Annotated in this window: 23 protein-coding genes and 3 pseudogenes; 15 read left to right on the top strand and 11 right to left on the bottom strand. The window is 49.4% G+C overall.

What is annotated here, in order from left to right:
* Positions 1-84: 84 nt before the first annotated feature.
* The 3 genes from ACM1PF_RS30755 to ACM1PF_RS30745 all read left to right on the top strand — a co-directional run bounded on the left by ACM1PF_RS30755 (position 85) and on the right by ACM1PF_RS30745 (position 1,736).
* Complete coding sequence (locus ACM1PF_RS30755) at positions 85-396, top strand: hypothetical protein (RefSeq protein WP_416670249.1); 312 nt, start codon at positions 85-87, stop codon at positions 394-396.
* Positions 397-612: 216 nt separating this feature from the next.
* Entirely contained in the window at positions 613-969 is a 357-nt protein-coding gene (locus ACM1PF_RS30750) for a hypothetical protein (protein ID WP_416670248.1), read from the top strand.
* A 344-nt stretch (positions 970-1,313) separates the two neighbouring features.
* A complete protein-coding gene (locus tag ACM1PF_RS30745; protein WP_416670246.1) occupies positions 1,314-1,736 on the top strand; it encodes a hypothetical protein in 423 nt (140 codons plus the stop codon).
* A 121-nt stretch (positions 1,737-1,857) separates the two neighbouring features.
* Here the strand turns inward: ACM1PF_RS30745 and ACM1PF_RS30740 are convergent, their stop codons facing one another.
* Positions 1,858-2,886, bottom strand: coding sequence for an IS5 family transposase (locus ACM1PF_RS30740; RefSeq protein ID WP_416670108.1), 1,029 nt, complete (start codon positions 2,884-2,886; stop codon positions 1,858-1,860).
* 472 nt (positions 2,887-3,358) lie between these two features.
* On the opposite strand from ACM1PF_RS30740, the gene ACM1PF_RS30735 reads away from it, so the two are divergent.
* The 3 genes from ACM1PF_RS30735 to ACM1PF_RS30725 all read left to right on the top strand — a co-directional run bounded on the left by ACM1PF_RS30735 (position 3,359) and on the right by ACM1PF_RS30725 (position 5,985).
* Positions 3,359-4,432: a GmrSD restriction endonuclease domain-containing protein gene (locus ACM1PF_RS30735; RefSeq protein ID WP_416670244.1), complete on the top strand. Its 1,074-nt coding sequence runs from the start codon at positions 3,359-3,361 to the stop codon at positions 4,430-4,432.
* Positions 4,387-4,953, top strand: coding sequence for a hypothetical protein (locus ACM1PF_RS30730; RefSeq protein ID WP_416670242.1), 567 nt, complete (start codon positions 4,387-4,389; stop codon positions 4,951-4,953). Before ACM1PF_RS30735 ends, ACM1PF_RS30730 begins: the two co-directional genes overlap by 46 nt.
* 78 nt (positions 4,954-5,031) lie before the next feature.
* Complete coding sequence (locus ACM1PF_RS30725) at positions 5,032-5,985, top strand: PIN domain-containing protein (protein WP_416670240.1); 954 nt, start codon at positions 5,032-5,034, stop codon at positions 5,983-5,985.
* A gap of 341 nt (positions 5,986-6,326) precedes the next feature.
* Here ACM1PF_RS30725 and ACM1PF_RS30720 read toward each other — a convergent pair whose 3' ends face one another.
* On the bottom strand, positions 6,327-6,716 hold the full coding sequence (locus ACM1PF_RS30720) for a type II toxin-antitoxin system VapC family toxin (protein WP_416670238.1): 390 nt from the start codon (positions 6,714-6,716) through the stop codon (positions 6,327-6,329).
* Complete coding sequence (locus tag ACM1PF_RS30715; protein WP_416670237.1) at positions 6,703-6,966, bottom strand: AbrB/MazE/SpoVT family DNA-binding domain-containing protein; 264 nt, start codon at positions 6,964-6,966, stop codon at positions 6,703-6,705. Before ACM1PF_RS30715 ends, ACM1PF_RS30720 begins: the two co-directional genes overlap by 14 nt.
* A gap of 305 nt (positions 6,967-7,271) precedes the next feature.
* Here ACM1PF_RS30715 and ACM1PF_RS30710 point away from each other — a divergent pair, with 305 nt between their 5' ends.
* From ACM1PF_RS30710 to ACM1PF_RS30685, 6 genes and pseudogenes are all read left to right on the top strand, one after another.
* The gene (locus ACM1PF_RS30710) at positions 7,272-7,484 is read left to right on the top strand and encodes a hypothetical protein (RefSeq protein ID WP_416670236.1); all 213 of its coding nucleotides are present in this window, start codon (positions 7,272-7,274) and stop codon (positions 7,482-7,484) included.
* Between the two features lie 17 nt (positions 7,485-7,501).
* On the top strand, positions 7,502-7,927 hold the full coding sequence (locus ACM1PF_RS30705) for a type II toxin-antitoxin system VapC family toxin (RefSeq protein ID WP_416670234.1): 426 nt from the start codon (positions 7,502-7,504) through the stop codon (positions 7,925-7,927).
* A 177-nt stretch (positions 7,928-8,104) separates the two neighbouring features.
* Entirely contained in the window at positions 8,105-8,350 is a 246-nt protein-coding gene (locus ACM1PF_RS30700; protein ID WP_416670232.1) for an AbrB/MazE/SpoVT family DNA-binding domain-containing protein, read from the top strand.
* Positions 8,337-8,726: a PIN domain-containing protein gene (locus ACM1PF_RS30695; protein ID WP_416670230.1), complete on the top strand. Its 390-nt coding sequence runs from the start codon at positions 8,337-8,339 to the stop codon at positions 8,724-8,726. The genes ACM1PF_RS30700 and ACM1PF_RS30695 overlap by 14 nt, the downstream gene beginning before the upstream one ends.
* A 13-nt stretch (positions 8,727-8,739) precedes the next feature.
* A pseudogene (locus tag ACM1PF_RS30690) lies at positions 8,740-8,841 on the top strand (type II toxin-antitoxin system HicA family toxin); the annotation flags it as partial.
* Positions 8,841-9,053, top strand: a complete 213-nt coding sequence (locus tag ACM1PF_RS30685) for a type II toxin-antitoxin system HicB family antitoxin (RefSeq protein ID WP_416676868.1) — start codon at positions 8,841-8,843, stop codon at positions 9,051-9,053. The pseudogene ACM1PF_RS30690 and the gene ACM1PF_RS30685, both read left to right, overlap by 1 nt.
* 21 nt (positions 9,054-9,074) lie before the next feature.
* Here the strand turns inward: ACM1PF_RS30685 and ACM1PF_RS30680 are convergent, their stop codons facing one another.
* On the bottom strand, positions 9,075-9,311 hold the full coding sequence (locus ACM1PF_RS30680; RefSeq protein ID WP_416670228.1) for a hypothetical protein: 237 nt from the start codon (positions 9,309-9,311) through the stop codon (positions 9,075-9,077).
* On the opposite strand from ACM1PF_RS30680, the pseudogene ACM1PF_RS30675 reads away from it, so the two are divergent.
* Positions 9,310-9,516, top strand: a pseudogene (locus ACM1PF_RS30675) (DUF433 domain-containing protein); the annotation flags it as partial. The gene ACM1PF_RS30680 and the pseudogene ACM1PF_RS30675 overlap by 2 nt on opposite strands.
* A gap of 577 nt (positions 9,517-10,093) precedes the next feature.
* The gene (locus ACM1PF_RS30670; protein ID WP_416670226.1) at positions 10,094-13,516 is read left to right on the top strand and encodes a phycobilisome rod-core linker polypeptide; all 3,423 of its coding nucleotides are present in this window, start codon (positions 10,094-10,096) and stop codon (positions 13,514-13,516) included.
* A gap of 169 nt (positions 13,517-13,685) precedes the next feature.
* Here ACM1PF_RS30670 and ACM1PF_RS30665 read toward each other — a convergent pair whose 3' ends face one another.
* The 7 genes and pseudogenes from ACM1PF_RS30665 to rimI all read right to left on the bottom strand — a co-directional run bounded on the left by ACM1PF_RS30665 (position 13,686) and on the right by rimI (position 22,444).
* Positions 13,686-14,174 (bottom strand): hypothetical protein, encoded by a 489-nt coding sequence (locus tag ACM1PF_RS30665; protein WP_416670224.1) that lies wholly within the window; start codon positions 14,172-14,174, stop codon positions 13,686-13,688.
* A 145-nt stretch (positions 14,175-14,319) separates the two neighbouring features.
* On the bottom strand, positions 14,320-16,053 hold the full coding sequence (locus ACM1PF_RS30660; RefSeq protein WP_416670222.1) for a class I tRNA ligase family protein: 1,734 nt from the start codon (positions 16,051-16,053) through the stop codon (positions 14,320-14,322).
* The gene (locus ACM1PF_RS30655) at positions 15,978-17,447 is read right to left on the bottom strand and encodes a valine--tRNA ligase (RefSeq protein ID WP_416670220.1); all 1,470 of its coding nucleotides are present in this window, start codon (positions 17,445-17,447) and stop codon (positions 15,978-15,980) included. The genes ACM1PF_RS30660 and ACM1PF_RS30655 overlap by 76 nt, the downstream gene beginning before the upstream one ends.
* Before the next feature lie 184 nt (positions 17,448-17,631).
* On the bottom strand, positions 17,632-18,351 hold the full coding sequence (locus ACM1PF_RS30650) for an endonuclease/exonuclease/phosphatase family protein (RefSeq protein WP_416670218.1): 720 nt from the start codon (positions 18,349-18,351) through the stop codon (positions 17,632-17,634).
* Positions 18,352-18,417: 66 nt separating this feature from the next.
* Entirely contained in the window at positions 18,418-18,882 is a 465-nt protein-coding gene (gene ureE, locus ACM1PF_RS30645) for an urease accessory protein UreE (RefSeq protein WP_416670216.1), read from the bottom strand.
* Between the two features lie 138 nt (positions 18,883-19,020).
* Positions 19,021-21,503: pseudogene (locus ACM1PF_RS30640) on the bottom strand (ATP-dependent Clp protease ATP-binding subunit).
* Between the two features lie 269 nt (positions 21,504-21,772).
* Positions 21,773-22,444, bottom strand: a complete 672-nt coding sequence (gene rimI / locus ACM1PF_RS30635; RefSeq protein ID WP_416670214.1) for a ribosomal protein S18-alanine N-acetyltransferase — start codon at positions 22,442-22,444, stop codon at positions 21,773-21,775.
* A 128-nt stretch (positions 22,445-22,572) separates the two neighbouring features.
* On the opposite strand from rimI, the gene lysA reads away from it, so the two are divergent.
* Complete coding sequence (gene lysA, locus ACM1PF_RS30630; protein ID WP_416670212.1) at positions 22,573-23,973, top strand: diaminopimelate decarboxylase; 1,401 nt, start codon at positions 22,573-22,575, stop codon at positions 23,971-23,973.
* Positions 23,974-24,054 lie beyond the last annotated feature (81 nt).

The following is a 24,054-nucleotide window of genomic DNA, read 5'->3' as shown; positions in this document are numbered from 1 at the left end:
TTCTGCAAGCCGCTGCCACAGTTCCTACAGCGTCTGCTGGAAACTGCCCATCCGTTTGCTTTGCTGGGGACGGGTGTTAAGTAGATGCAACAAACGATTGAAATTCTGGCGATCGGTTCTGCTGCATTCATCTTCTTATCCCAGGGTTTTCCCGCCCCGATCGCAATGGCTGATGGATCTGCCTTCATAATGCACGGTGAATTGGGCGTTGGGGCTAATCTTTTTGAGTTGCACAATAATCCGGTCAGCTTCAGCGCGAGTGGTCGATCGGGCGCATTCTGTACCGTTTTTGCGAATGCTCCAGGTGGATTGTTTTGGGTCGTAATTCATGACAATTCTGCTCCTTGGCAGGGGAAGAAGGGGGCGATCGGTTGTCGCCCCTGTGTTTTTGCTTGAACGCTTGTGATCTGTTGGAGAATTGCGGCTTTACACCGCTAGCTTCTGGTGGGTTGGCGCTGGCTGGTCTAATCAGGCATTCCCTCCGCGCATTCTCCAATCCTGTTCTGGTGGGTATGATACCATTGTTTTCATATGTGTTATACAGGTGAACATACTTTTTTATAACACCCGTGAACATATCTGCCACATCAGTAGAAGATAGGAGGGATGAGTTTGACGACGACTGTGCCAAAACTGGATATCGGTAGTGTGGATCTCACGCCGATGGAGATTGATTTCTTTAAGGCGATTTGCAACAACGCTGGCTATAGTCGCCGGGTCATGGCTGGCATGATGATTAAGGAGTTCTTTAAGCGATCGGGCAAAGAACAACTAAAGGAGATTGCCTACACTGCTTTTAGAGAGGGACTCACCGTTGAGCAAACCTATACACTGCTGGCGATCGGTGAGAAGTCTCCGCCATTTTCTGATGCAGATAAGGAGTGGGTGCGATCTCAGTCTGGTTCACCCCTGAATTTTGATGAGGTACTGCGGTTGATTGAGGAGGAGAGAAGGGATAGCAGGTCTTGAAGACTTGGAAGATTGAATGATTTGGCTCTAAAACATTACTGAAACTTTGAATGGTTTATGGGGCGATCGGTTAGGATGTTGATGGTGATTCTGTATAACTTCCCTGAGGAGGTAAATAAGCAGAAAAATTCTGTCTAATCTCCTGCTGAAGGATGTTATGCAGACAAGATTCTGTCTAACACCTCGTTCTGGGATGTTAGGTAGAAAAATATCCGTCTAATATCCTTATGAGAGGAGATAGGCTGAAAGATTCTGCCTAACAAAGAGTTATGTTTTAATTGCTGACTGGATATATTTCTATTATTCTGTAGTTATAATCAGGAAAATCCTTCGAGACTAATCATATGTCGGAAATAAGTAAGACTGTATTTGAAGATTGTTGTGCTGCCTATGAAGAGGCTTTTCAAAAAGTTGAAAACTACTTAGAAGACTATGGTCAGTTGATGGGAAATCTTATAACAGGTCTTGAAGTTTATCTTAAAGCCCCTGATGGAAGAATTACGTTCATTGATAGGCAAGGGCAAAAATCAAGCCTGAGAGAATCTATGTATCTTATGGAAGGAGCATGGAAGCTGGAAATGGCAGTTTGCATGTGTAAAGATAATGGTGTAAGGCATTTTGCTGCATCTCCTTCTGGACTTTACTATCCGTCTCAAACGGTTTATATGACTTTAGCAGTGTGTGGCACGACTGATTCATTTACTGTGAAACTAGATCAATATAACGATGAGTTCTCTATTAAGGGAACCTCGATTAATTCATTTTGAGGTAAGATTGGGTCTCAAATGAGACAAAGAACAACGTTGTGCTGATAGTCATGCAATCAATTCTTCATTCCATGCAGCCAACAGAACACTCCAATGCACCCCTACGCTTCAATTTTCTGCCTCAGCAAGGACATTGAGTCTGTAAAAACGTGTAGCGTACAAAGTTGTAGGTCAAGTTTTTCAACCCTAGCGTTGCCTTCGCTCTCACTAGACCAATCGAACGGATGAGCTTGCCTCCCATCTGCATCGTCCACCGACCAAACACATGCTCGACTCTGGCACGAGTTTTGGATTTGTCACGATTGGATTGCTTTTGCGCCTCACTGAGGGGACGATTGCGATAAGCCCGTTCATGAATTTGGCTCTCAAAGCCCATTAGTTCTAAAGTCTCCTCAATGGCAGCACTGCGATAAGCACTGTCTGCCCAAATTTCATCACTCTGGTTGTCTTCATCGAGTAATGCTCCTAACACTTGAGAGTCATGCACTGAGGCATCTGTAACCGCATAACGACGAATCAAACCGTACGCTGCATCGATGCCAATGTGGTCTTTATAGCCGAAGTAACTCTTATCCCCCTTTTTCGTCCAGCGCGCATCGGTGTCTTTTTGAGCGCGGCGATGCGGTTGATCTTGCCACTGTTGGGGGGTCTTGCCCTGCTTGATCTGCTCGTTTTCTTTGTCGCTGTTGTGTTGTTTGGGGACGGGAATCAGCGTCGCATCGACGATTTGTCCACCTTTAGCTGCATAGCCTTGCTCAACGAGATAGCCATCAAACTGCTCAAACACTGCTTCAATCAATCCTTGTTCACTCAGTTGTTTGCGAAACAGCCATACCGTTGTGGCATCGGGAACTTCATCGGCTAAGCCAAAGCCCATGAATTGCATGAACGATAGTCGGTCGCTCACCTGATACTCTAATTCTTCGTCGCTAATGTTGTACAACTGTTGCAGCACCAACAACTTAAACATGACGACGACATCCATTGCTTTACGACCCGCGTTGCTCTTGCGAGGTTTATTATGAATTTTCTCTAGAGTCGGGCGGAACTCCTGCCAGGGAATAATTTGATCGAGCCTCATCAGTAAATCTTTTTTCTGGTTCAATTTGCTCTGACGTTTTTCCCACTCCCAAACTCCAGTTTGGCTCATTGTTCCCTGCTCCGTTCTAACCTAATGTTATGATCTCATAGTAGTCTCAATTTAAGACGCTCCTGAAACAATTTTTCGAGGTTCCCTTAAGAAAGAGACTGAAAATCGTGATAAGCAGGATTTCTATGCCTTTGTCGCAGAGAAAATTAAGTCTCATTATAAAAAGATGTTTCGTTACATAATTGAGCATGGAGAAGTGCCAACAGTGTTAGGTCAAATTTAACTGACTTCAGGTATTTCAGCATGGCATAACAAGCCCATCGGAGCGGGCTGGCAAAGTTAATCTAAAAGTTAATCTATAATAAGCGTAACGTGGCTCACAGCCGCTCAATGGTATCGTTAGGCGACGTACACTAGTTGGTTTTGACTACCTAAGAATCTATAAAGGTTATCTGGGCAAAATAGGGGGAGCCTGATTTTAGGCAAATGATATACTGAAGTGTTAAAATTTATCAAATACTGAGACTATAGTATGGAGTATCAATCCTATTCCATTAGGCGACTACTAGACTCCGTAAGTAGCGGTAGTGTAAGAATCCCAGCTTTCCAGAGAGGTTTTGTCTGGGATATGGATAGGGTCGCATACCTAATGGACAGTATTTATAAAAATTATCCTTTCGGATCATTACTCCTCTGGCGAACTAAATATAAGCTCGCAGTAGAACGCAAACTAGGACAATTTGAGCTTCCACAGCCAAAAGAGGACTATCCAATAGATTATGTGCTAGACGGTCAGCAAAGACTCACATCGATATTTTCTGTTTTTCAAACCGAGCTAGAACCAGCTTCAGAAGGTGGATGGCTTGGGATATATTTTGATTTTGAAGCAGATGAGGATGTACAAGAAAGCAAATTTTTAGCTATTCCAGATCATGATGTTGATCCAGAACGCCACTTTCCTCTGAGCGTTTTATTTGATTCTGTTAAATATAGAGAGGCAGCTTCAAGATTTTCAAACGATAAAATTAAGCGATTGGATGAAATGCAGGAAAAGTTTAAGGAAGTGTCAATTCCTGCTCAAATTCTAAAGACGGATGACAGGGCAATTGTTGCCATTGTATTTGAACGTGTTAATAGACTGGGAATGGAGCTTGACACTCTTCAGCTTCTTGCTGCATGGACTTGGAATGATGATTTTGATTTATTAGAGAGCTTCAAAGAATTAAAAGAAGATCTTGAGGAATTTGGGTTCTCTGAGGTTGGTGAAGACTCTGATCTCATTCTAAGATGTGCTGCGGCTATTTTAATGAAAGATCCTACTCCAGATAGTCTTTTGGAGTTAAATGGTCAACAAGTTAGGGCTGCTTTCCCTAAAGTGAGAAATGGAATCTTGGGTGCTATTGATTTTCTAAGGACACAATTGAAGGTCATGGCTCTCAAGAATTTACCATATTCATCATTAATCATTCCCTTGTGTGTATTCTTCGCAGAACCCGAGGGCAAAGAAGTGTCATATGATGCAAACGTATATGCAAAATTAAAAAAATGGTTTTGGAGATCATGTTTTACCAATCGGTTGGTAGTCAAACAAAGAGAACTGCCATAGCTGATATTAATGAAGTAGAGAAGCTTAAAAGTGGTGAAGCCAATACTTTTGGTGATATTCCGCATGATCTTGACGAAGATTTCTTCAAGAGCAACTACTTTCGGTTAACTAGTGCCAATGCTAAAACCTTTATATTAATGTTAGCTAACAATAATCCAAAGACTTTTTTGTCTGGTTCATCCATTGATCTGGATAGAGTTTTACAAAAATATAATAGGGCTGAATTTCATCACATTTATCCGAAAGCTTACCTGAGGGATGAAGGTATTTCTGATGATTTAATCAATTGTCTTGCAAATTTTTGTTTCATAAATGCTTCAGAAAATAAAAAAATAGGACGCAAGAAACCGTCTGAATATATTGCATTAATGCCCGAGAATAATGTCTTAGAAGAAATTTTGACAAATGCATTCTGCTCTAAGGAAACTTTCAACGATGACTTTTTGCTTTTTAGAGATAATCGGTCATCTTTGCTAACCACATATGCTAAAAAATTGATGCAAGATCCTGTATTGAGCTAGAGTTCCGATCAATTACTTGAGCAGCATAACGAACCGTGAGGTGCTGGAGTTGAATAAATCTGATATGTAGGGGGACTCATGCCTGCTGATGATTCTTTGCTATTTATTGATACCAATAAATACCTAGATTTGTATCGGATAGATAAGGGTAAGAAGCTGCTTGCGCCGCTAGGAGAGCAAGTAGACTACATCTTCGTGACCCAACAGATATTCAGTGAAGTTCAACGAAACAAGATTTTAGTAGCAGCGGAATTTTTAAGCCAAAAGTTTAAGGAACTGAAGCTTCAAACTTTTAACTTGCCAGATCACTTATCTAGCACGAATATTGATCATCGCAATGATATCCTCCAACAAATGAGTGAAATTACTCAAAAGATCAAGAATGTGAATGCTGAAGTAGGTGCCTTGGCACTTGGCATTATGGAGCAAATTAGTCGCTCAGAAGACGAAGTATCGAAGGCACTTTTTCCAATCTTTGCCAACGCTGTTCCTCATTCTCCCGAAGAATTACAAAGGGCAAGGGATCGTAGAGAGCTTGGCAATCCACCAGGAAAAATTAAAAACCCAATAGGTGATCAACTGAGCTGGGAGCAGATCCTTACCCATTTCAAGGGAAAGAAACGACTATGGATCATTTCTAGGGATAGTGACTATGGTACGGTCTATAGCGGCAAGGGCTTCCTGAATCGCTTCCTTTACGACGAACTGTGCAGTATCGCATCTCAGCCTGAAGTTTATCTCTTTGAGGATATGGTGAAAGGCATAGATCATTTTGTCGATATAACGGGAGTAAAGGCTGAAAAGCGTTTAACACCAGAAGAAGTAGAAGAGATCGAGAAGGAAGAAAAATCTCTGCCATCTTTGAGCAGAGCAAGTGAGGAACTGCGTCAAATGATGGCTGATCTTGACCAACCTCCTACCTCGCCCGGAGAACTGCTTCGAAAAATGGCGGCTGATCTTGACCAACCTCCTACCTCGCCCGGAGAACTGCTTCGAAAAATAGCGGCTGATCTTGACCAACCTCCTACTTAAATTCATCAATTTTCGAGTAGAGATCAAGACAAGAAAGACCAGCATTCAACTTCGCCACCATCATTCCAGGAAAGTAATCATGAAGAAGAGGACGAGGAAGGAAAGATAGAACAAGATTGCAACTAAGTAAAGCATCAAAAATGGTAGTTGGATACCTAACGTCACGGCAGCGGACGAGCGAAAGCCAATGGTTTTGAGTGCAAGGTTGTCTGCCACCGCTGCATTTTCCCGTTAAATCCTCATCCGATCGCCCTCACCTCTCCCCCTATCTTGCAACTACTGAATTCTGCTGATAGAGAGTCGATACCAAATCCTAATTAATTTAGTTTTTCAGTTCACCATCAGGGCTGTTGAACGTTGCACTCACTAAGCCCTTTAGCTCTATCCACAAACTTCATATCAAACGTATAGATTGCAGAGCAGTGCTGACTTTGGGCTAGATGAAGTGCATCCGCAAAATCCAAACCCTGCTCATGCCATTTCAAAACCTTTACTATCAAACTGCCATTAGCAAGTTGAACATTAGGCAAACCAAACAGTTTCCTAAATGCTTCACAAATTTCATCAGGCTTGAAACGATAGGCAAAACGCAGCACCCATTCCGTTTCGAGTATGACCGTATCTGGAATAAAAATGTCGTTTGCCTGAAACAACTTGAAACTTCTGTGATATTGCTGCTCATCATCTTGTGTTAAGAGCCGAACAACAATGTTCGTATCAACCGCGATCATGCCATTGCTCCATCACGCCCTGGCGAATTGCATCCTCTAACTCTTCCAGGCTTTTGGGTGTTCCCTGATATTTCAAGCACCCCGCAACCTGCGTCAGCGTTGTTTCTGGAAAAGATTTTTTGGGCTTTAGCAAAATTCCATCACCCACATCAATTGCAACGAGTTCCTGCCCTGCTTCCCAGTGATGAGCCGCACGGAGGGATGGTGGAATAACAACTTGTCCTTGGCTTGACAACCGGGTGACTTCCATTCAGTTCAGCATCACAAGCAGCGAGAAAACTATAAGAATTCTAGCATTGCCATTTTGGCAGGGGTTACATCAGTGAAATGCTACGTTGAAGTAGAAGCCCTCCATCCGATCGCCCCCTCCTCCTCTTCAAACCCCAAGCTACTGAACTCTGCTGATGGAGAGTCGATCGCCAAAAGTCGCAAATTCAGGATGTTTCTGCAATCGGTAGTAGATAGCATTGTGCTAACAGGCGATCGGAATCATTCAATCCGTGAGCCTGGAGATCTCGCTATAATGCTTCCAGAACCAATGTGACATACCTTTCTATGACTTCCCAACCGAGTGGCGATCGCTCCCAACCCCTTGAGGCACGAGTCACTATTTTGGAGAAAGAACTGACACAAGTCAAACAAACTCTGTCTCAAGTTCTCCCTCAAAAAGATCCCTGGTGGCTAAAAATAGCAGGTAGCTTTGAAGATGATCCCACCTTCGATGAAGCAGTTCGCTTAGGGCAGGAATGGCGTAGATCTGCTGAGTAGGTCGTCAACACTTCACAATGTACATTCTTGACACCGATCATCTCAGCCTGATCCAGCGCAATGGACAAGAAGGAAAAAGAATTCTGCTCAAGCTCTCAGCAATTGAAGCCATTGAAGTTGCAGTAACAGTTATTACCTACGAAGAGCAAATCAGAGGACGGTTGAGTGTTTTGTCCAAAGCGAAAACACTAGATGAGCAAGTTTTGGCATACCAAGGATTACAGCAACTAGCAGCTGATTACCAATCGATCGTGATTGTTCCCTTTAGCCGTATCGCTGCCTTAGAGCATCAACGCCTGCGGAAAGCCTATCCTCGCCTGGGAAATATGGATCTGAAAATTGCTGCGATCGCCTTAATCAACAATGCGACTTTACTCACTCGTAATCAGTCAGATTTTGGAAAAATTGCAGACTTGCGAACAGAAGATTGGACAATATTGTAACAATCCCAAAACTCAAGCCACTAAATTCTGTTTATGGAGGCTCGATCGCTGAAAGTCTCAAATGCAGAATGTTTCTACAATCGGTAGACATAGATAACATTGTGCTGACAGGCGAGGGAAAACAGGTTTTTCACCAGTTACAATTTTGGTATGAGTTAATCTGCTGCCGCTCCATCCATGCTAAGTACAACAGTTACCGATACCGGACAAATTACCCTACCCGAAGAAATTCGGCAGCATCTCAAGCTAGTAAGCGGTAGCCGAGTCGAGTTTGTCATCGACGAAGAGGGTCAAGTCAAAATCTTCCCTCTCAATGTTGCCGTGGAAACGTTATCCGGCATCCTCCATCGACCCGATATGCAACAAGCTTCCCTTGAGGATATGGAAACAGCCATCTCCGAGGGCGCGAATGATCGGGCTTGATACCAACATCCTTGTTCGATACCTCACCAGAGATGATGAGCAGCAATGGCAGCAGTCCGCCAGAGTGATTCAACAAAATCAACCTTGCTTCATCACTAACATCGTGCTGTGTGAGCTAGTTTGGGTACTTCGGGGAGCGAGCTATCACTTTCATAAGGGCGAAATCATCAGTGCTCTGGAAGCAATGTTGCATAGCGCAGCCTTTGAATTTGAAAACCGATCGACGGTTGACCAAGCTCTACAGCGATATAAGCAGGGTAAAGCTGATTTTTCTGACTATTTGATTGGAGCGGTATCTCGGCAGGCGGGTTGCACCGAAACTGTAAGCTTCGATGGCAAATTGAAGGGTGAAAAGGGATTTCAATGCTTGGAGTAGCGTCACCAGCTAACATTCCAGCAAGCGGGGTTTAGTCACTGTTCCAGGGAAACCAGGTGATGATTTAGCTCCAGGAACATTGGATAGCATCTTGAAGCAAGCAGGTCTAAAATGATGCAGTATCTTATCGTCATTGAGCAGACAGAAACTGGATATTCCGCCTATTCTCCTGATCTACCAGGATGTGTCTCGACTGGGGCAACCCGTGAAGAAATGGCACAAAACATGCGCGAGGCGATCAAGTTCCATCTAGATGGGTTGAAGTTGGAGGGATTGGAGATTCCAACACCCACCACTTCATTCGCCTATACTGAGGTTGCCGCATAGCTAGCATTGGAGCCGATCGCATCAGGCTGATCTGGGTGAATCGGAGATTGTTCGCAGCAGCTTCGTTTGACGACTAAATCTCAATCCGATCGCCCTCACTCCTTCCCCTCTCCCAAACCGCAAGCCACTGAACTCTGTTGATGGAGGCTTGATCGCCCCCCATCGATCGCCAACAATGACTCTAGAAGCCAGTGCTAGCCTTTGTCCTGCTGGAATGCTGAAGTAAAATAAAACTAGTTTTCCCAAGGTGATGGGCATGGTTCAGGCATCCAATGAACCCACTGCAATTATCCGCACAGAACGTGGACTGACGATCGCAGGTACACGCATCACCCTGTACGATGTGATGGACTATGTGACAGAACAGTATCCGCCCAAATTCATCCGTGCCATGCTCAGTCTGACAGATGAACAGATGAATTCCGCGCTGTCTTTTATTGATGCCCATTGTGCTGAGGTTGAAGGGGTTTAGTCACTTGTCCTTAGCTCGACAACTGGTTGCCCTATACTTCGGCTGCCCTATATTAATTGAGATTGAGCAAGCGAGTCGTCCAGCGATCCCCCAGGTCTAAACTAGTAGAAGCGAGCGTGAATTGAGCAACCGTAGAGCGGACAAGATGCCCGCGCAGGCTGGAAGCCTGCACTACGAAAGGTGGGCGTATTGCTGCCGAGGTCTACTAGCCCAAGTAATAAAGCCGATCAATAGCCTGTGAACTAACGATCGAGCTTTTGTTCTGGCGGCAAAATCAGCACGTGATGAGGTAGAAAGTAACAAACCTTAAACTTTCTCTCAGTTAGGTATCCATAATCTTCTATGATCTCCTCGTAAAGCAGTTCGGTGAAGCTACACACTTTTTAATAAATGGGTGTGGGAACCCGAAACGTTTTAACTTAGTAAAAGCCAGTTAACCCTGGGCAGTCGTTCTGGTGGAGTTCTCATGAGGGAACATCAACCCACAACAGTTTGTTGAACCCTTTCTGAGCGGCACCTTGGGCAGGTCTCATTGCAATCATTATTGATAGGGAGCTTTTGAAATCCAATGAGTGTAAAGGCAAGTGGTGGAAGCTCTGTTGCGCGTCCGCAGCTATATCAAACCGTACCTGTTGCAACCATTTCTCAAGCTGAACAACAAGATCGTTTCCTTGGGCGGGGAGAACTCAGTGAGCTATCCAGCTACTTTAGCTCTGGTCTAAAGCGTCTTGAAATTGCACAGGTTCTGACGCAAAACTCAGAACTGATTGTTTCCCGTGCCGCCAACCGGATTTTTGTTGGAGGATCGCCTCTCGCATTCCTGGAGAAGCCCTCTGAAGACGCTCCGGTACAAATGACGGTGGGGGGCACTCCGCTCGATCAGAGGGAGGCCATGAAGCTAGGAACTGCAACCTATGTGGCAGCTTCTGGCGGTAGTAGCAGCGGCGGCGGCTTGCTGGGTGGACTGCGATCGCTCTTTAGTGGCTCTGTCGGCGGGCCGACTCCGCCCGGATTCCGACCGATTAACGTAGCGCGTTATGGGCCACGCAATATGCAAAAGTCCCTGAGGGATTTGAGCTGGTTCCTCCGCTACACCACCTATGCGATCGTGGCGGGTGATCCCAATATCATCGCAGTCAACACGCGGGGCTTACGCGAAATCATTGAAAATGCCTGTTCCGGAGATGCGACGATCGTGGCACTGCTGGGCATGCGGCAAGCGTCGCTGGAGTATTTTGAGCGCGATGACGATGCGAAGGCGATCGTGGCTCAATATTTTGATGTGCTGCTCAACGAATTCAGAGCACCCACACCATCTGATAAGTTGCGTCAGCGTCCCACTGGGGATCTGCAAGGCTTACAGCTACCTCAGATTTATTTCAATGCCGCAGAGCGTCGTCCAAAATACGCCATGAAGCCCGGTCTTTCTGCGTCAGAAAAAACGGAGGTGGTTAAAGCCGCCTATCGCCAAATTTTTGAACGGGATATTACTCGCGCCTACTCCCTGGCGATTTCCGATCTGGAATCCAAGGTGAAAAACGGCGACATCTCCATGAAGGAGTTTGTTCGTCGGCTGGCAAAATCTCCGCTGTATCGTAAAAACTTTTATCAACCCTACATTAATAGCCGGGCATTAGAACTGGCCTTCCGCCACATCCTGGGACGGGGCCCCTCCTCGCGGGAAGAGGTGCAGAAGTACTTCTCCATTGTTTCCAATGGAGGACTCCCTGCCCTGGTGGATGCCCTGGTGGATTCCCAGGAATATGCCGACTACTTTGGGGAAGAAACCGTTCCCTACCTGCGGGGCTTGGGTCAGGAAGCGCAAGAATGCCGCAACTGGGGCCCTCAGCAAGACCTGTTTAAGTACAGTGCGCCGTTCCGCAAGGTGCCTCAGTTCATTACCACCTTTGCCAGCTATACCCAACCCCTGCCGGATCAGCACGTTTACGGTTCGGGTAACGATCCGCTGGAAATCCAGTTTGGAGCCATCTTCCCGAAACAGACCCGCAACCCCAGCGCCAAACCCGCACCCTTCGGTAAGGATACCCGTCGGATTCTGATCAACCGTGGGCCCGGTATCAACAACCAGTTGAGCAATCCTTCCGCCCGTGGTGTGGCTCCGGGTTCCCTGGGGCAAAAGGTGTTCAAGCTGGATCAAATCCCCAGCTACACCGGAACCTTCAGCAAGGCGGGTGGCAATACTCAGGGGATTAGCGTCAAGTTCTCGGAAAGCTCCACGCAGAAAGTAATCCGGGCAGCATACCTGCAAGTGTTTGGGCGGGATGTCTATGAAGGACAACGCCTGAAGGTGTCGGAAATCAAGCTGGAAAACGGCGAGATTACGGTGCGAGAATTTGTGCGGCAGCTCGCCAAGTCGGATCTGTTCCGCAAGCTGTACTGGACTTCGCTCTATGTGACCAAGGCGATCGAATACATGCACCGTCGCTTATTGGGTCGTCCTACCTACGGTCGTCAGGAAATTAATTCCTACTTCGACATTGCTGCCAAGAAGGGCTTCTACGCCCTGGTGGATGCCATGCTCGACAGCATGGAGTATGCTCAAACCTTTGGAGAAGACACCGTTCCCTACGAGCGGTATCTGACCCCTGGTGGGGTTTCCCTGCGGACGAACCGGATTGGCAGCATTGCCGATAAGGGCACGAAGCCGGTCAAGGAAGAAACCCCGATGTTCGTTCAGAAGGGGATTGTAGCAGAGGATCGCAGCATTGCCGATGTCGCGTTCCGTTCCAACCAGGGCGTGAGCAAGCGGCGTGAACAAACCAAGGTCTTTAAGCTGACAACGCTAGAGCCAACGGCAGTTCAAACCGCGATTCGTGCCGCCTATCGGCAAATCTTTGAACGGGATGTGGAACCCTATATCGTTCAGAACGAATTCACGGTGCTGGAAAGCAAGCTGGCCAACGGTGAAATCAACCTGAAGGAATTCGTTGAAGCGTTGGGAACCTCTCGTCTGTACATTAAGGAGTTCTACACGCCCTATCCCAACACCAAGGTGATTGAACTGGGAACGAAGCACTTCCTGGGTCGGGCCCCCCTGGATCAGGCGGAAATTCGCAAGTACAACCAGATCCTGGCCTCTCAAGGTTTGGGCGAATTCATTCGCACCATGCTGACCAGCCAGGAGTATGCAGAAAACTTCGGTGAAGACACCGTTCCTTACCGTCGTTTCCCCACCCTGCCTGCGGCAAACTTCCCGAACACGCAACGGCTCTACAATCAGCTCACCAAGCAAAATAAAGACCTCGTGGTACCTAGCTTTGAGCCAGTGAAGTCCCGCATGGACATCACAAAGATGCCGTTGATGAGCAAGGCAATGTCTGATCTGACGAAGCAAGCCCGTCAGCCAGACCTGAGCAAGCCGAAGTTTGTGGAATTGGGTCGTTCCTTCAGCAATGGGGATGGTCAGTCGGTTGAAGTCGGTGTGGGTACGGCTCGGCGTAAGCCCTCCCGGATTTATCGCCTGAATCCTGAGACCAGCCAGGCTGAGAAGGAGTTGGTGATCAATGCCCTCTACGTCCAGGTGATGGATGTGTTCAGTGGTCAAGTGCCACGGGAGATCCGCCGCTCTGACCTGGAGAGTAAGCTGAAGAACGGTGAAATCTCGGTGCGCGAGTTCGTTAAGACTCTGGCTAGCTCTGAGATCTATGTCCGTCGCTTCTATACGCCCTACCCCAACACCAAGGTGATTGAATTCCTGTTCCGTCACATCCTGGGGCGTGCTCCGGCCACTCAGGCAGAAATCCGGCAATACAACAAACTGCTGGCAGACGGTGGTTTGAAGGTTGCGGTTGAGGCGATGGTGAATAGTGCAGAATACGCGCGCTACTTCGGCGAAGATGTGGTTCCCTATAAGCGGTTCCCGTCCTTGCCCGCAGGGAACTACCTGGGTAGCGTCATGGCAGATGAGGATCTGGTGAAACAATCCTGGTCTGACTATTCACCCTCTTTCTTGACGGGGCGGTTTAGCTAGATGCGATCGCATCAGGGGTGCAAGCAACATCAAATTGTAGAAGCTTCACCTCTGATGTCCCGCTGCCGTTGAAGTCTAAACAGACTGAATCAACAAAGGACTCTAAATGCGGTTTGACTCCCTGGTTTCACTCGAAGCTAGGGAGTTTATTTAATCCTTAGTAGCTGGACTAGACAGACTTTTCATCGTCTGGCGATCGTTCCAGCGAGTGATCATCCGATATGCCATTACCGTTGGGGGACTTCGCTTTTAACTGAGCATTGGTTTTAAGTTGGGCAGTAATGGTGTCCAGAGCCTGCTTTTCCTGACGCAGATTCTCCTCCAGCTCCTGAATTTGCTCTCGACGGGCTTCTATCTCCCACGTCCGTCGCCCCAATTCCTGGCTCTGAAGCGTTAAGGATTGCCGCCATTGCTCTGCCCGTTGTACCTCTTCCTGAAGCAAAGCTGGTGTGATTCCTAGTGATAAATACTGTTCAACGATTTCTAAGATCCATCGCGTTGCATCATCAATCTGCTGAACCTGCTTCAGGGGAGAAACATCCACCAGAACCAGGGCACCGAGCTGATAATCCTCGGTGTCAACCCAGACTGTACTATCCCCATCGTCTAAAACAACCCAGGCATAGTCAGCCTTCTGCTGGGCAAGCAATTGGAGCATTGTCTTGCCCTCAGGATCCTTTTTCTTGACCTGAGCGAGATGCAGCATTGTCGCAGAATCTTAACAAATCCTTGAGAGACAGTATATCTTCTTAAACCGATTCCTGTTGTGTTTTTTCAAAAGCTAATCGGCAAAACTCATGATTTCATAATCGGACAAGGCGTTCCTGTAAAAGTTCTGCCTGTTTTTCAGCTTCTGATAAAGCATCTCTCGCACCCTGAACCACGTCAGCCGGAGCTTTATCCACAAAGTTAGCATTGCTTAACCGTTGAGACAGCGACTGAACCTCTGCCTCCACTTTACTTAAATCCTTCTGAAGTTTGGCCCGCAATGCCTCAACATCGACTACTCCCGCCAGCGGAATCAACACCTGAACGGTACCGACGACTCCAGCAATCATTTTTTCGTCTTCCTGGGGTTGGGCGATCGCAGGGTGGGGAGTCGGAGACGGCAGATCAGCCGCAATTTCCTCTGCCTTACCTTTAATTTGCTGCGTCCAGCGGGAAGCCTGGGTGGAGAAAGTTTGGCGATCGCGGGCAAAGAACAGGTTGCGGTAGATGAACCAGGTGGTGTAGCCAAAGCCAATCAGTTTCAGCATGGGGGAAATCAAGATCAGGCTATCCACAGCCCCCACCAGGGCCAGCAGGATTTTGGCCACAAAGAAAATTGCAAAGAGTAAGCCTGCAGTACGAATCGCTTTCTGGTATTTGTCAGGCGTGGTGGTCGCAGAGGTGCGGGAGGGGAGGAGCGGTGTCGTCAGATCAATCTCGGTGGCTGGGGCAGGCGTTTCGCGGATGGTGCTCTCCTGAGCCGTTTCCTGTCCAGGGTGGGCGATCGTCAGTTGCTCCACCTTCGCCAGATCCTGAATGTAGGACTCGCCTGCCGTGAGGATTTGCTGTTCCCGCTCATCCTCTGTTTTCAGCAACGTCCGAATCCGGACACCCGGTTTGATGTCGGCTTCTGCCCGCAGGTTGCGAATGGTGCGAATGGCGTTGATCAGCAATTCAAACTGTTGTTCCAGATCAGAATTAATCAGGTTCTGATCCGGCTCAGGATAGGACTGAAGGGCCAGGAAGCGATCGTCTGCTGCTTGACAGAGGGTATGCCAGACCTCCTCCGTGATGTGGGGCATAAAGGGATGGAGCAGGCGCAGGGTTCCCTCCAGGACGTGAGCCAGGGTTTGCTGGGCCACCTTGCGGGAGGGGGAACCTTTATCCTGAAGCCGAGACTTCACCAGTTCGATGTACCAGTCGCAGAAGTCGCCCCAGATGAACTCGTACAGTCCCTTTGCCGCTTCCCCTAAGCCATAGTGATCCACATAATCACGGGTTTGTTGGACAACCTGATGGTAGCGAGACAGCATCCAGCGATCGGCGAGTTCCAAATCCTCAACGGCGGGCTTACCCAACTGCTCTGGGGTCAGCCCATCCAGGTTCATCATCACAAACCGGGACGCATTCCAGAGCTTGTTCGTAAAGTTCCGGGAGGCTTCCACCGAGGGTGATTCATCGGTTTTGCGGTTATATTCCAGGCGAATATCTTGCCCGGCTCCCGCCACTTCCCGGATCAGGGTATAGCGGAGGGCATCGGTGCCGTACTTGTCGATCAGCAACAGGGGATCAATGCCGTTGTTCGCCGACTTCGACATTTTTTTATTGTTCTCATCCCGCACCAGCCCGTGGATGTATACCGACTTGAAGGGCATATTCCCCATGAAGTGTCCCGCCATCATGGTCATGCGAGCCACCCAGAAGAAAATAATGTCAAATCCGGTGACAAGGGTAGTGGTGGGGTAGTAGAACTCTAAATCTTGGGTGCGATCGGGCCAACCCATCGTAGAGAAGGGCCAGAGTCCTGAGGAGAACCAGGTATCCAGCACATCCGGATCTTGGCCAGCTGCACCCCTTCGCCAAACTGCGCCTTTGCCCGTTCCCAGGCTTCTGACTCATTGTTGGCCACAATGAACGGCGTATGGTCGGTAATCTCTCCGTTCGTCTCGCTGATGGCATACCAGGCGGGAATTTGGTGTCCCCACCACAACTGACGCGAAATACACCAATCGCGCAGGTTCACCAGCCAATCTCGGTACACCTTCGTCCAGCGTTCTGGTACAAAGACGGGATCATTCTGCTGATCCAGGAATTCTAGTGTGCGATCGGCAAGGGGACGAATTTTAACGAACCACTGGGTAGACAGCATTGGTTCGATCGGCACCTTACCGCGATCGCTGTAGGGCACGGTGTGCTTGTGGTTTTCCACCTTGACCAGGAAGCCCTCTGCCTCCAGCCGCGCCACCACATTTTTCCGCGCCTCAAACCGATCCTGTCCCTGGAAGGTTCCTGCCTGATCGTTCATCGTGCCGTCCTTGTTCATGACGGTAATGAACGGCAGATCGTGGCGTTTGCCCATTTCAAAGTCGTTTGGATCATGGGCCGGAGTCACCTTAACGCAGCCTGTGCCAAAGCTGGAATCCACGTACTCATCGGCAATGATCGGAATTTCCCGATTCAGGAGCGGCAGCCGTACGGTTTTGCCAATCAAATGCTTGTAGCGATCGTCTTCTGGGTTAATGGCGACAGCGGTATCGCCCAGCATCGTTTCTGGACGAGTGGTGGCTACTTCTACATAGCCTGACCCATCGGTGAGCGGGTAGCGCAAATGCCAGAGATTACCATCCACCTCTTTGCTTTCCACTTCCAGATCCGACACTGCCGACTGGCTCGCCGGACACCAGTTGACCAGATAGTTGCCGCGATAGATCAGCCCCTCATTGTAAAGCTGGACAAAGGCATGAACCACCGCCCGCGACAGACCCTCATCCATCGTGAACCGTTCCCGCGTCCAGTCCACCGACACCCCCAGTCGGCGCAGTTGGCCCACGATCGTCCCACCCGATTCTTCCTTCCACTCCCAGGCGCGTTGCAGGAAAGCCTCACGCCCCACATCCTGACGGGACTTACCCTGCGATCGCAGTTCTCGTTCCAAAATGGTTTGAACGGCAATGCTGGCGTGATCCGTTCCCGGCAACCACAGCGTATTCAGCCCCTTCATCCGGTGATACCGGACAAATACATCAATCAGCGAATGCTCGAAGGCATGGCCCATATGCAGGCTCCCCGTCACGTTTGGTGGCGGAATCACAATAGAGTAAGGCTCTCCACCGCGATCGGGGTCTGCTTTGAAGGCTTGCTGGGCCTCCCAAAAATTTTGCCACTTCGCTTCAGTAATGCTTGGGTCGTATTGGCTGGCGAGAGTAGGGATCGTTGCAGTCATGGGGTCAGTAGGGGAAAGTGAACGCTCCTTAAGATTACTAAAATTTTGGCATGGTGGGCAGGTGGAATGCCAGTTTTGGGGGAAGTGAGGAGTGAGGAGTGAGGAGTGAGGAGTAAAGAAATATTCCGTAGCGCAGGCATCTTGCCTGCGGTGGGCGCTGCTCACCCTACAATTTCTACAATTCCTAGTCCAGGCTCAATCTGACCGTAATTCCGTGATGATCGCTGACAGGCTTGCCATCCTCTCGGAAAGCCTGCCACTTATTGACATCAACCACTCGTTTTGCCCAATCGGCACTCAAGCAAACATGATCAATGTTGTAGCCCAGTTCGCTGCCTGCGGTGACACAAGTGAGATGGCTTCGATCTAATGCTGCCTGGAGTAAAGCGCGTCCCTGCCGAGTGCCATAATCAAACGGCCCGCTTAAGGTTTCGTTAAAATCCCCTGCCACACAAAACGAGGCATTCTGGCTCAATGTTGCCCAGTCCTCGCTATGCCAGGCGATCGACTCATAATGGCGTTGCCACTTCTTCGCCTCTTTGCTCCAAACTCCATCATTTGCCCAGGTAATAATCGTGCCGTAAACCACCAGACGACCGATCGAATTTCCCAAGTCAACCTCAGCACAGACTGCGATTTCAGCATCCCTGGTCGCTAGCGTTTGCTGGATGGGATAGCGCGACCAGATGGTTGTCCAGTTTTCACCTTTGGTATGAGATGCTTCAGGTTGAGTGGCTACTGGCTCGTGGTAATTCTCTCCAGGAGAAATCACGCTGTTCGTTTCCGTTAAAATCCAAATATCGGCATCCACTTCTCGGAGTTTCGTCAGAATACCTGGTTTGTTCCAACTGCCCCATCGGGGACGAGCCAGATTCCAGGTGGCAATTTTGAGGTGATTCGGCATGGTAAACCCTGAATTCATCTCACCCTAAAATGCCCGTTTTTTGACCTGCTTTTGCGATCGCCCCATTCAGGGTGAGGCTTCATGAGCGTGACTATGCCGGTGCCCATAGGCTCCTGCCTCTGGCTCAAAGGGGGCGATCGTTTCTGCCACCTGTACATTGAGCTGTTCCAGCATCGCCTTTAATACCGGATCGGGCGAAAGTTGGAGATAGGTTTCCGTTACCTCAAGGGCAACATGGCGATTGCCGAGATGATACGCCGCCCGCAGGAGATCCAGGGGGGTTGGAGCCGTCACCGTCATCACAGGCTCAGGTTTGGCAATCACCTGCACGATCGTCTGCCCATCCTCGGATCGCAGCAGTTCGCCGTGGCGCAGTACCGTTCCCCTGGGTAAACGCAGATAAACCCCATGCTCTTCATCGGTTTCAAAGTAATGGCGCGATCGAGTGCGTTCCTCTGCGGTGAGGGAAAGGGTGAATTGGGCTGGAATAGCGGCATCAGGCGGGAGGCGATCGGTCAAATTGAGGGACATAAAGGCGACTGGAGAAACGGTGAACGAGAAACGGTAAACAAACAGAACTCAAATACAAAAACGGTGATAGCTGATGGGTTAATCAAACTATCACCGGTTTTAATTTAAATTTCAACTCAACGTTGCCCGCAACTCAAGCTAGACCTGATCCGCCGTTTGAGGCAGCAATGGCTCGCGGGTTTGTTCTACCCGAACCTGTACCTGCCCATCATCATTGATGTCTACCAGTGCTGTATCACCATGCTTCACCCGACCGGAGAGAATTTCCTCTGCCAGGGAGTCTTCCAACAACCGCATGATGGCTCGACGTAAGGGTCGCGCACCGTAGCTGGGGTTGTAGCCTTCTTCCACCAACCGATCCATAAATTTCGGCGTGACTTCCAGCGTAATGCCCTGTTCAGCTAAACGACCAAAGACTTCCTTCAGCAAGATGTTGGCAATGTGCTTGATTTCGTCCTTGATCAACTGACGGAAGACGATAATTTCATCCACCCGGTTGAGGAACTCAGGACGGAATGGCCGCTTCAGCTCTTCCAACACCAGCGATCGAATCCGGTTGTATTGAGATTCAGCCGCATCGTCAGTATCGGCAATGTCGAAGCCAAGACCGCCGCCGCCTTTCTCAATCACGTTGGAACCAATGTTGGAGGTCATGATGATCAGGGTGTTCTTGAAGTCCACTGTGCGTCCCTTGGCATCGGTCAGACGACCATCCTCCAGGATTTGCAGCAGCATATTGAACACATCCGGGTGCGCCTTTTCAATTTCGTCAAACAGAACGACCGTGTAAGGCCGACGACGAACGGCTTCCGTCAACTGACCACCTTCGTTGTAGCCTACGTAGCCCGGAGGCGAACCGATCAGCTTGGAAACGGTGTGGCGTTCCATGAACTCAGACATATCCAGCCGGATCATCGCTTCTTCCGAACCAAAGAAGTAAGCCGCCAGAGACTTCGCCAATTCTGTTTTACCTACCCCAGTTGGCCCGGAGAAGATAAAGCTGGCGATCGGACGGTTGGGGTTCTTCAAGCCCACTCTTGCCCGCCGAATGGCGCGAGATACGGCCTTGACCGCTTCCTCCTGACCCACCATCCGCTGCCGCAGGGTATCTTCCATGTGCAGTAGCTTCTCGGATTCCGATTCCGTCAGCTTGTTCACCGGAACACCCGTCCAGGATGCCACGATTTGGGCAATGTCCTCTTCGGTAACGACCGGTTGATCGTCCTGTTCCGAACCTTCCGACTTCCGGTTTTTGATAATCGCCTGGATTTCTGACTTGATTTCCATTTCCCGATCGCGCAGTTCCCCTGCCCGATCAAAGTCCTGGTTCCGAACGGCATCATCCTTATCTTTACGAACCTGGCGCAGTTCTTTGTCCAGTTCCTTCGCTGCGGGGGGCAGTTGGGAATTGATCAACCGAACGCGGGAACCGGCTTCGTCAATCAGGTCGATCGCCTTGTCAGGCAAGTACCGATCGGAGATATAGCGGTCGGAGAGCTTCGCCGCAGCATCCAGAGACTCATCGGAAATCTTGAGCCGATGGTGCTGTTCATAGCGATCGCGTAGGCCGTGCAGGATTTCGATCGTTTCAGCCACAGATGGCTCACCCACCATAACGGGCTGGAATCGCCGTTCCAGGGCAGCATCCCGTTCAATGTGTTTGCGGTACTCATCCAGGGTCGTTGCTCCAATACACTGAAGCTCACCCGGGCCAGAGCTGGCTTGAGGATGTTCGCTGCATCGATCGCCCCTTCTGCCGCCCCTGCACCAATGAGGGTATGCACCTCATCAATCACCAGGATGACGTTTCCGGCTTGACGGATTTCATCCATGATTTTCTTGAGGCGTTCTTCAAACTCTCCTCGGTACTTGGTTCCAGCCACCAGAAGCCCGATGTCTAACGTAACGACGCGCTTTTCTTCCAGGATGTCTGGAATGTCACCGTTGGAAATCCGCTGGGCCAATCCTTCTGCGATCGCCGTTTTACCCACACCGGGTTCACCGATCAAAACAGGGTTGTTCTTTGTCCGCCGACCCAGGATTTGGATGACGCGCTCAATTTCTTTTTGACGACCCACAACGGGATCAAGCTTGCCTTCCGCTGCCATCTGGGTCAGGTTTGAGCCAAACTCGTCCAGCGTTGGCGTTTTGGTGCGTCCCTGGCTTCCCCCCGTCGAGACTTCCGCCGTTTCGCCCAACATCCGAATCACCTGAGTGCGAACCTTAGACAGGTCTACTCCCAGGTTTTCCAGAACTCGTGCTGCGACTCCTTCGCCTTCCCGGATCAGACCCAGAAGAAGGTGTTCAGTTCCAATATAGTTGTGACCAAGCTGGCGAGCTTCTTCAAGAGACAGTTCCAAAACTCGTTTCGCCCGTGGGGTGAACGGAATTTCAACAGCGACAAAGCCTGACCCCCGACCGATGATTTTTTCAACCTCGATCCGAGCGTCTTTTAAATTGACACCCATTGATTTCAGTACTTTGGCGGCGACACCCGTCCCCTCCCCAATCAGACCCAGGAGGATCTGTTCGGTGCCCACAAAGTTATGTCCCAGGCGGCGAGCCTCCTCCTGAGCAAGCATGATCACCTTAATGGCTTTTTCTGTGAAGCGTTCAAACATGGCGTTCCTTTATCACCTGGTGCGTGCCGGTACGCTGATTTTAACATAGGAGAATCCTCAAGCTGTTACGAACGAACAGCAGGTAAAAGGTAGGGATCACCGAAGTTCATTGCAGAAATCCCGAATCAAATGACCCAATTGGATGAAATTGGGGGTGTGGTGTGGAGGAGGAATACTGTAGGGATTTGAAAACGATCGCTACGATCGAAATTTCAGTCCCGAAGGCTGATTCTTATGAAAAACGGGAAAGAAGTCAAGTAGAAATCAAATTAAATTCTTCCTTTTATCCTTTTCTCCCTCCACCCTGCTTGCTCCAGCCGATCGCTAACCTGCTGCTTCCACACTTTCAGGGTTTGGCGAAATTCAGGGTTTTGCAAGCCGTTGAGCCACAGGATGAGTGCATCTTCCTGATTATCGTAGTAGCGTTTACGAGTGCCAACTTCCTGAAAATCAAACTTTTTATATAGATCGATCGCGGCTTGGTTGGAAACGCGGACTTCCAGCGTTGCCCACTTTAGTTCCCGCCTGTATGCCGCTTTCAAGAGGGCATAGAGCATCAACTGTCCCAACCCCTGTTTACGGTAGTCGGGATGAACCCCCAACAGGGTAATGTGAGCTTCATCGGCGATCGACCAGATGCAGCCAAGGGCGAGGAGGGAGGGAGGAGAGAGGAGGGAGGAGGGAGGAGAGAGGAGGGAGGAGGGAGGAGGGAGGAGGGGCTCTTGGCTTTGGGGGTTCTGGCCGTTGTCCCCTGGTTTTTGTTTGCTCAGGGGTTCCGATGAGCTTCCAACTCCTTTTACAATTAAAAGATCGCTATTGGGGCTTTCTAACTCTCGACGATAACCATCAATCGTCCACAACCCTCCCAAACAGAGGCGATCGAGTTCAACAATCGCGGGAAGCAGGTCAGCCGTTAGCGGCTCTAATGCTAGAAAATTCACAAAACTCTGACTAAATTCGATTGAAGGGCTGAATTCCTATAACCCTCAATTGTACACTGGTTAATTGGACAAGGTGCGAATCTGACGCTCAGAACATTTAGGAAACGCTCTCAAGGACGAATATATCAATGGTACTAACCTCTGCTACGGAGGCGGTTAATTCTGGTCTGCAATATTTACCCGCTCCCAACCATCAACTGACTTCACCCAATCAATTTTTGCTGCCATTGACGGCAACGGTGAACGCACAAGACCATTTGGAAGTTGGCGGCTGTGATGTTTCAGACCTGGTGCAACGGTTTGGCTCACCGCTCTACGTTTTGGATGAAGAGACGCTGCGATCGGCTTGTCGGCAGTATCGGCAGTCCTTTGAACGGTATTATCCGGGGGACTCGTTGGTGATTTATGCCTCGAAAGCCTGGAATTGTCTGGCGGTTTGTGCGATCGTGGCCAGTGAAGGACTGGGAATTGATGTGGTGTCGGGGGGCGAACTATACACGGCACTTCAGGCAGGTGTTCCAGCAGAGAAGACTTACTTGCACGGCAACAATAAATCGGTGGAGGAATTGCAGTTTGCAGTAGAGTCTGGCTGCACGATCGTCGTGGATAACTGGTACGAACTAGAAACCCTGACGCAGATCACCGCCAATCTGCCCGCTCCTGTGCGCATCATGCTCCGCCTCACGCCGGGAATCGAGTGCCATACCCATGAATACATTCGCACCGGGCATTTGGACAGTAAGTTTGGTTTTGATCCGGATCAGCTAGAACAAGTCTTTGCCTTTGTTGCCAAGCAGCCAACCCTGGAATGTATCGGCCTTCATGCCCATATCGGCTCCCAAATCTTTGAGCTTCAGCCCCATGAAGATCTGGCAGGGGTGATGGTGGGCTGGTTGAGTCAGGCAGCGGAGTACGGCTTGCCGGTGCAAGAACTGGATATTGGGGGTGGATTGGGCATTCGCTACACTGAGGCGGATGATCCACCCAGTATTGAGGAATGGGTGCGCATTGTCTGTGAGGGAGTGGTGCAAGCCTGTGAACAGCAGCAGGTTCCCCTACCGAGATTAATTGCTGAACCGGGGCGATCGCTGATCGGTTCTGCCTGCATCACGGCCTACACGGTGGGTAGTCAGAAGGTGATTCCCAACCTGCGCACCTATGTCACGGTAGATGGTGGGATGTCAGATAATCCTCGCCCCATCACCTATCAGTCGGTGTATCGGGCGGTGCTGGCCAGCCAAATGTCGGCAGAGATGACGGAAACGGTGACGATCGCTGGGAAGCACTGCGAGTCAGGGGACATTATTATTAAGGATGCCCAACTCCCACCGACAAAGCCAGGTGATACAGTAGTGGTACTAGCAACGGGAGCCTACAACTACAGTATGGCTTCCAACTATAACCGTCTAGCTCGTCCGGCTGCTGTGCTGGTCCAGGCAGGGGAAGCCAACATTATCTTGCAGCGAGAAAGCTACCGAGATCTGGTTCGCCAGGATCGCTTGCCCGAAAGACTGGTAGAGAAAGGATGAAGTGGGGCGGATGAGGTTAAATTCTGTACATTGCGGTAGATGATAGATGTAAAGCTAGTTTCGAGAATTAGGCTCTAAGCT

The sequence above is a fragment of the Egbenema bharatensis FJBBOT/2019 genome (assembly GCF_048077055.1).
GTDB lineage: Bacteria > Cyanobacteriota > Cyanobacteriia > Elainellales > Elainellaceae > Egbenema > Egbenema bharatensis.
This window is presented reverse-complemented; position numbering and strand designations above follow the sequence as displayed.

Excerpts from the sequence above, each read along its gene's own strand:
- ACM1PF_RS30705 (WP_416670234.1), top strand. The coding sequence starts at position 7,502 with ATGTACATTCTTGACACCGATCATCTCAGCCTGATCCAGCGCAATGGA.
- ACM1PF_RS30735 (WP_416670244.1), top strand. The coding sequence starts at position 3,359 with ATGGAGTATCAATCCTATTCCATTAGGCGACTACTAGACTCCGTAAGT.
- ACM1PF_RS30670 (WP_416670226.1), top strand. The coding sequence starts at position 10,094 with ATGAGTGTAAAGGCAAGTGGTGGAAGCTCTGTTGCGCGTCCGCAGCTA.
- ACM1PF_RS30680 (WP_416670228.1), bottom strand. The coding sequence starts at position 9,311 with ATGCCCATCACCTTGGGAAAACTAGTTTTATTTTACTTCAGCATTCCA.
- ACM1PF_RS30685 (WP_416676868.1), top strand. The coding sequence starts at position 8,841 with ATGCAGTATCTTATCGTCATTGAGCAGACAGAAACTGGATATTCCGCC.
- ACM1PF_RS30740 (WP_416670108.1), bottom strand. The coding sequence starts at position 2,886 with ATGAGCCAAACTGGAGTTTGGGAGTGGGAAAAACGTCAGAGCAAATTG.
- ACM1PF_RS30745 (WP_416670246.1), top strand. The coding sequence starts at position 1,314 with ATGTCGGAAATAAGTAAGACTGTATTTGAAGATTGTTGTGCTGCCTAT.
- ureE (WP_416670216.1), bottom strand. The coding sequence starts at position 18,882 with ATGTCCCTCAATTTGACCGATCGCCTCCCGCCTGATGCCGCTATTCCA.
- ACM1PF_RS30720 (WP_416670238.1), bottom strand. The coding sequence starts at position 6,716 with ATGATCGCGGTTGATACGAACATTGTTGTTCGGCTCTTAACACAAGAT.
- ACM1PF_RS30755 (WP_416670249.1), top strand. The coding sequence starts at position 85 with ATGCAACAAACGATTGAAATTCTGGCGATCGGTTCTGCTGCATTCATC.
- ACM1PF_RS30730 (WP_416670242.1), top strand. The coding sequence starts at position 4,387 with ATGTTTTACCAATCGGTTGGTAGTCAAACAAAGAGAACTGCCATAGCT.
- ACM1PF_RS30665 (WP_416670224.1), bottom strand. The coding sequence starts at position 14,174 with ATGCTCCAATTGCTTGCCCAGCAGAAGGCTGACTATGCCTGGGTTGTT.
- ACM1PF_RS30700 (WP_416670232.1), top strand. The coding sequence starts at position 8,105 with ATGCTAAGTACAACAGTTACCGATACCGGACAAATTACCCTACCCGAA.
- ACM1PF_RS30655 (WP_416670220.1), bottom strand. The coding sequence starts at position 17,447 with ATGACTGCAACGATCCCTACTCTCGCCAGCCAATACGACCCAAGCATT.
- lysA (WP_416670212.1), top strand. The coding sequence starts at position 22,573 with ATGGTACTAACCTCTGCTACGGAGGCGGTTAATTCTGGTCTGCAATAT.
- ACM1PF_RS30710 (WP_416670236.1), top strand. The coding sequence starts at position 7,272 with ATGACTTCCCAACCGAGTGGCGATCGCTCCCAACCCCTTGAGGCACGA.
- ACM1PF_RS30695 (WP_416670230.1), top strand. The coding sequence starts at position 8,337 with ATGATCGGGCTTGATACCAACATCCTTGTTCGATACCTCACCAGAGAT.
- ACM1PF_RS30650 (WP_416670218.1), bottom strand. The coding sequence starts at position 18,351 with ATGCCGAATCACCTCAAAATTGCCACCTGGAATCTGGCTCGTCCCCGA.
- ACM1PF_RS30725 (WP_416670240.1), top strand. The coding sequence starts at position 5,032 with ATGCCTGCTGATGATTCTTTGCTATTTATTGATACCAATAAATACCTA.
- ACM1PF_RS30715 (WP_416670237.1), bottom strand. The coding sequence starts at position 6,966 with ATGGAAGTCACCCGGTTGTCAAGCCAAGGACAAGTTGTTATTCCACCA.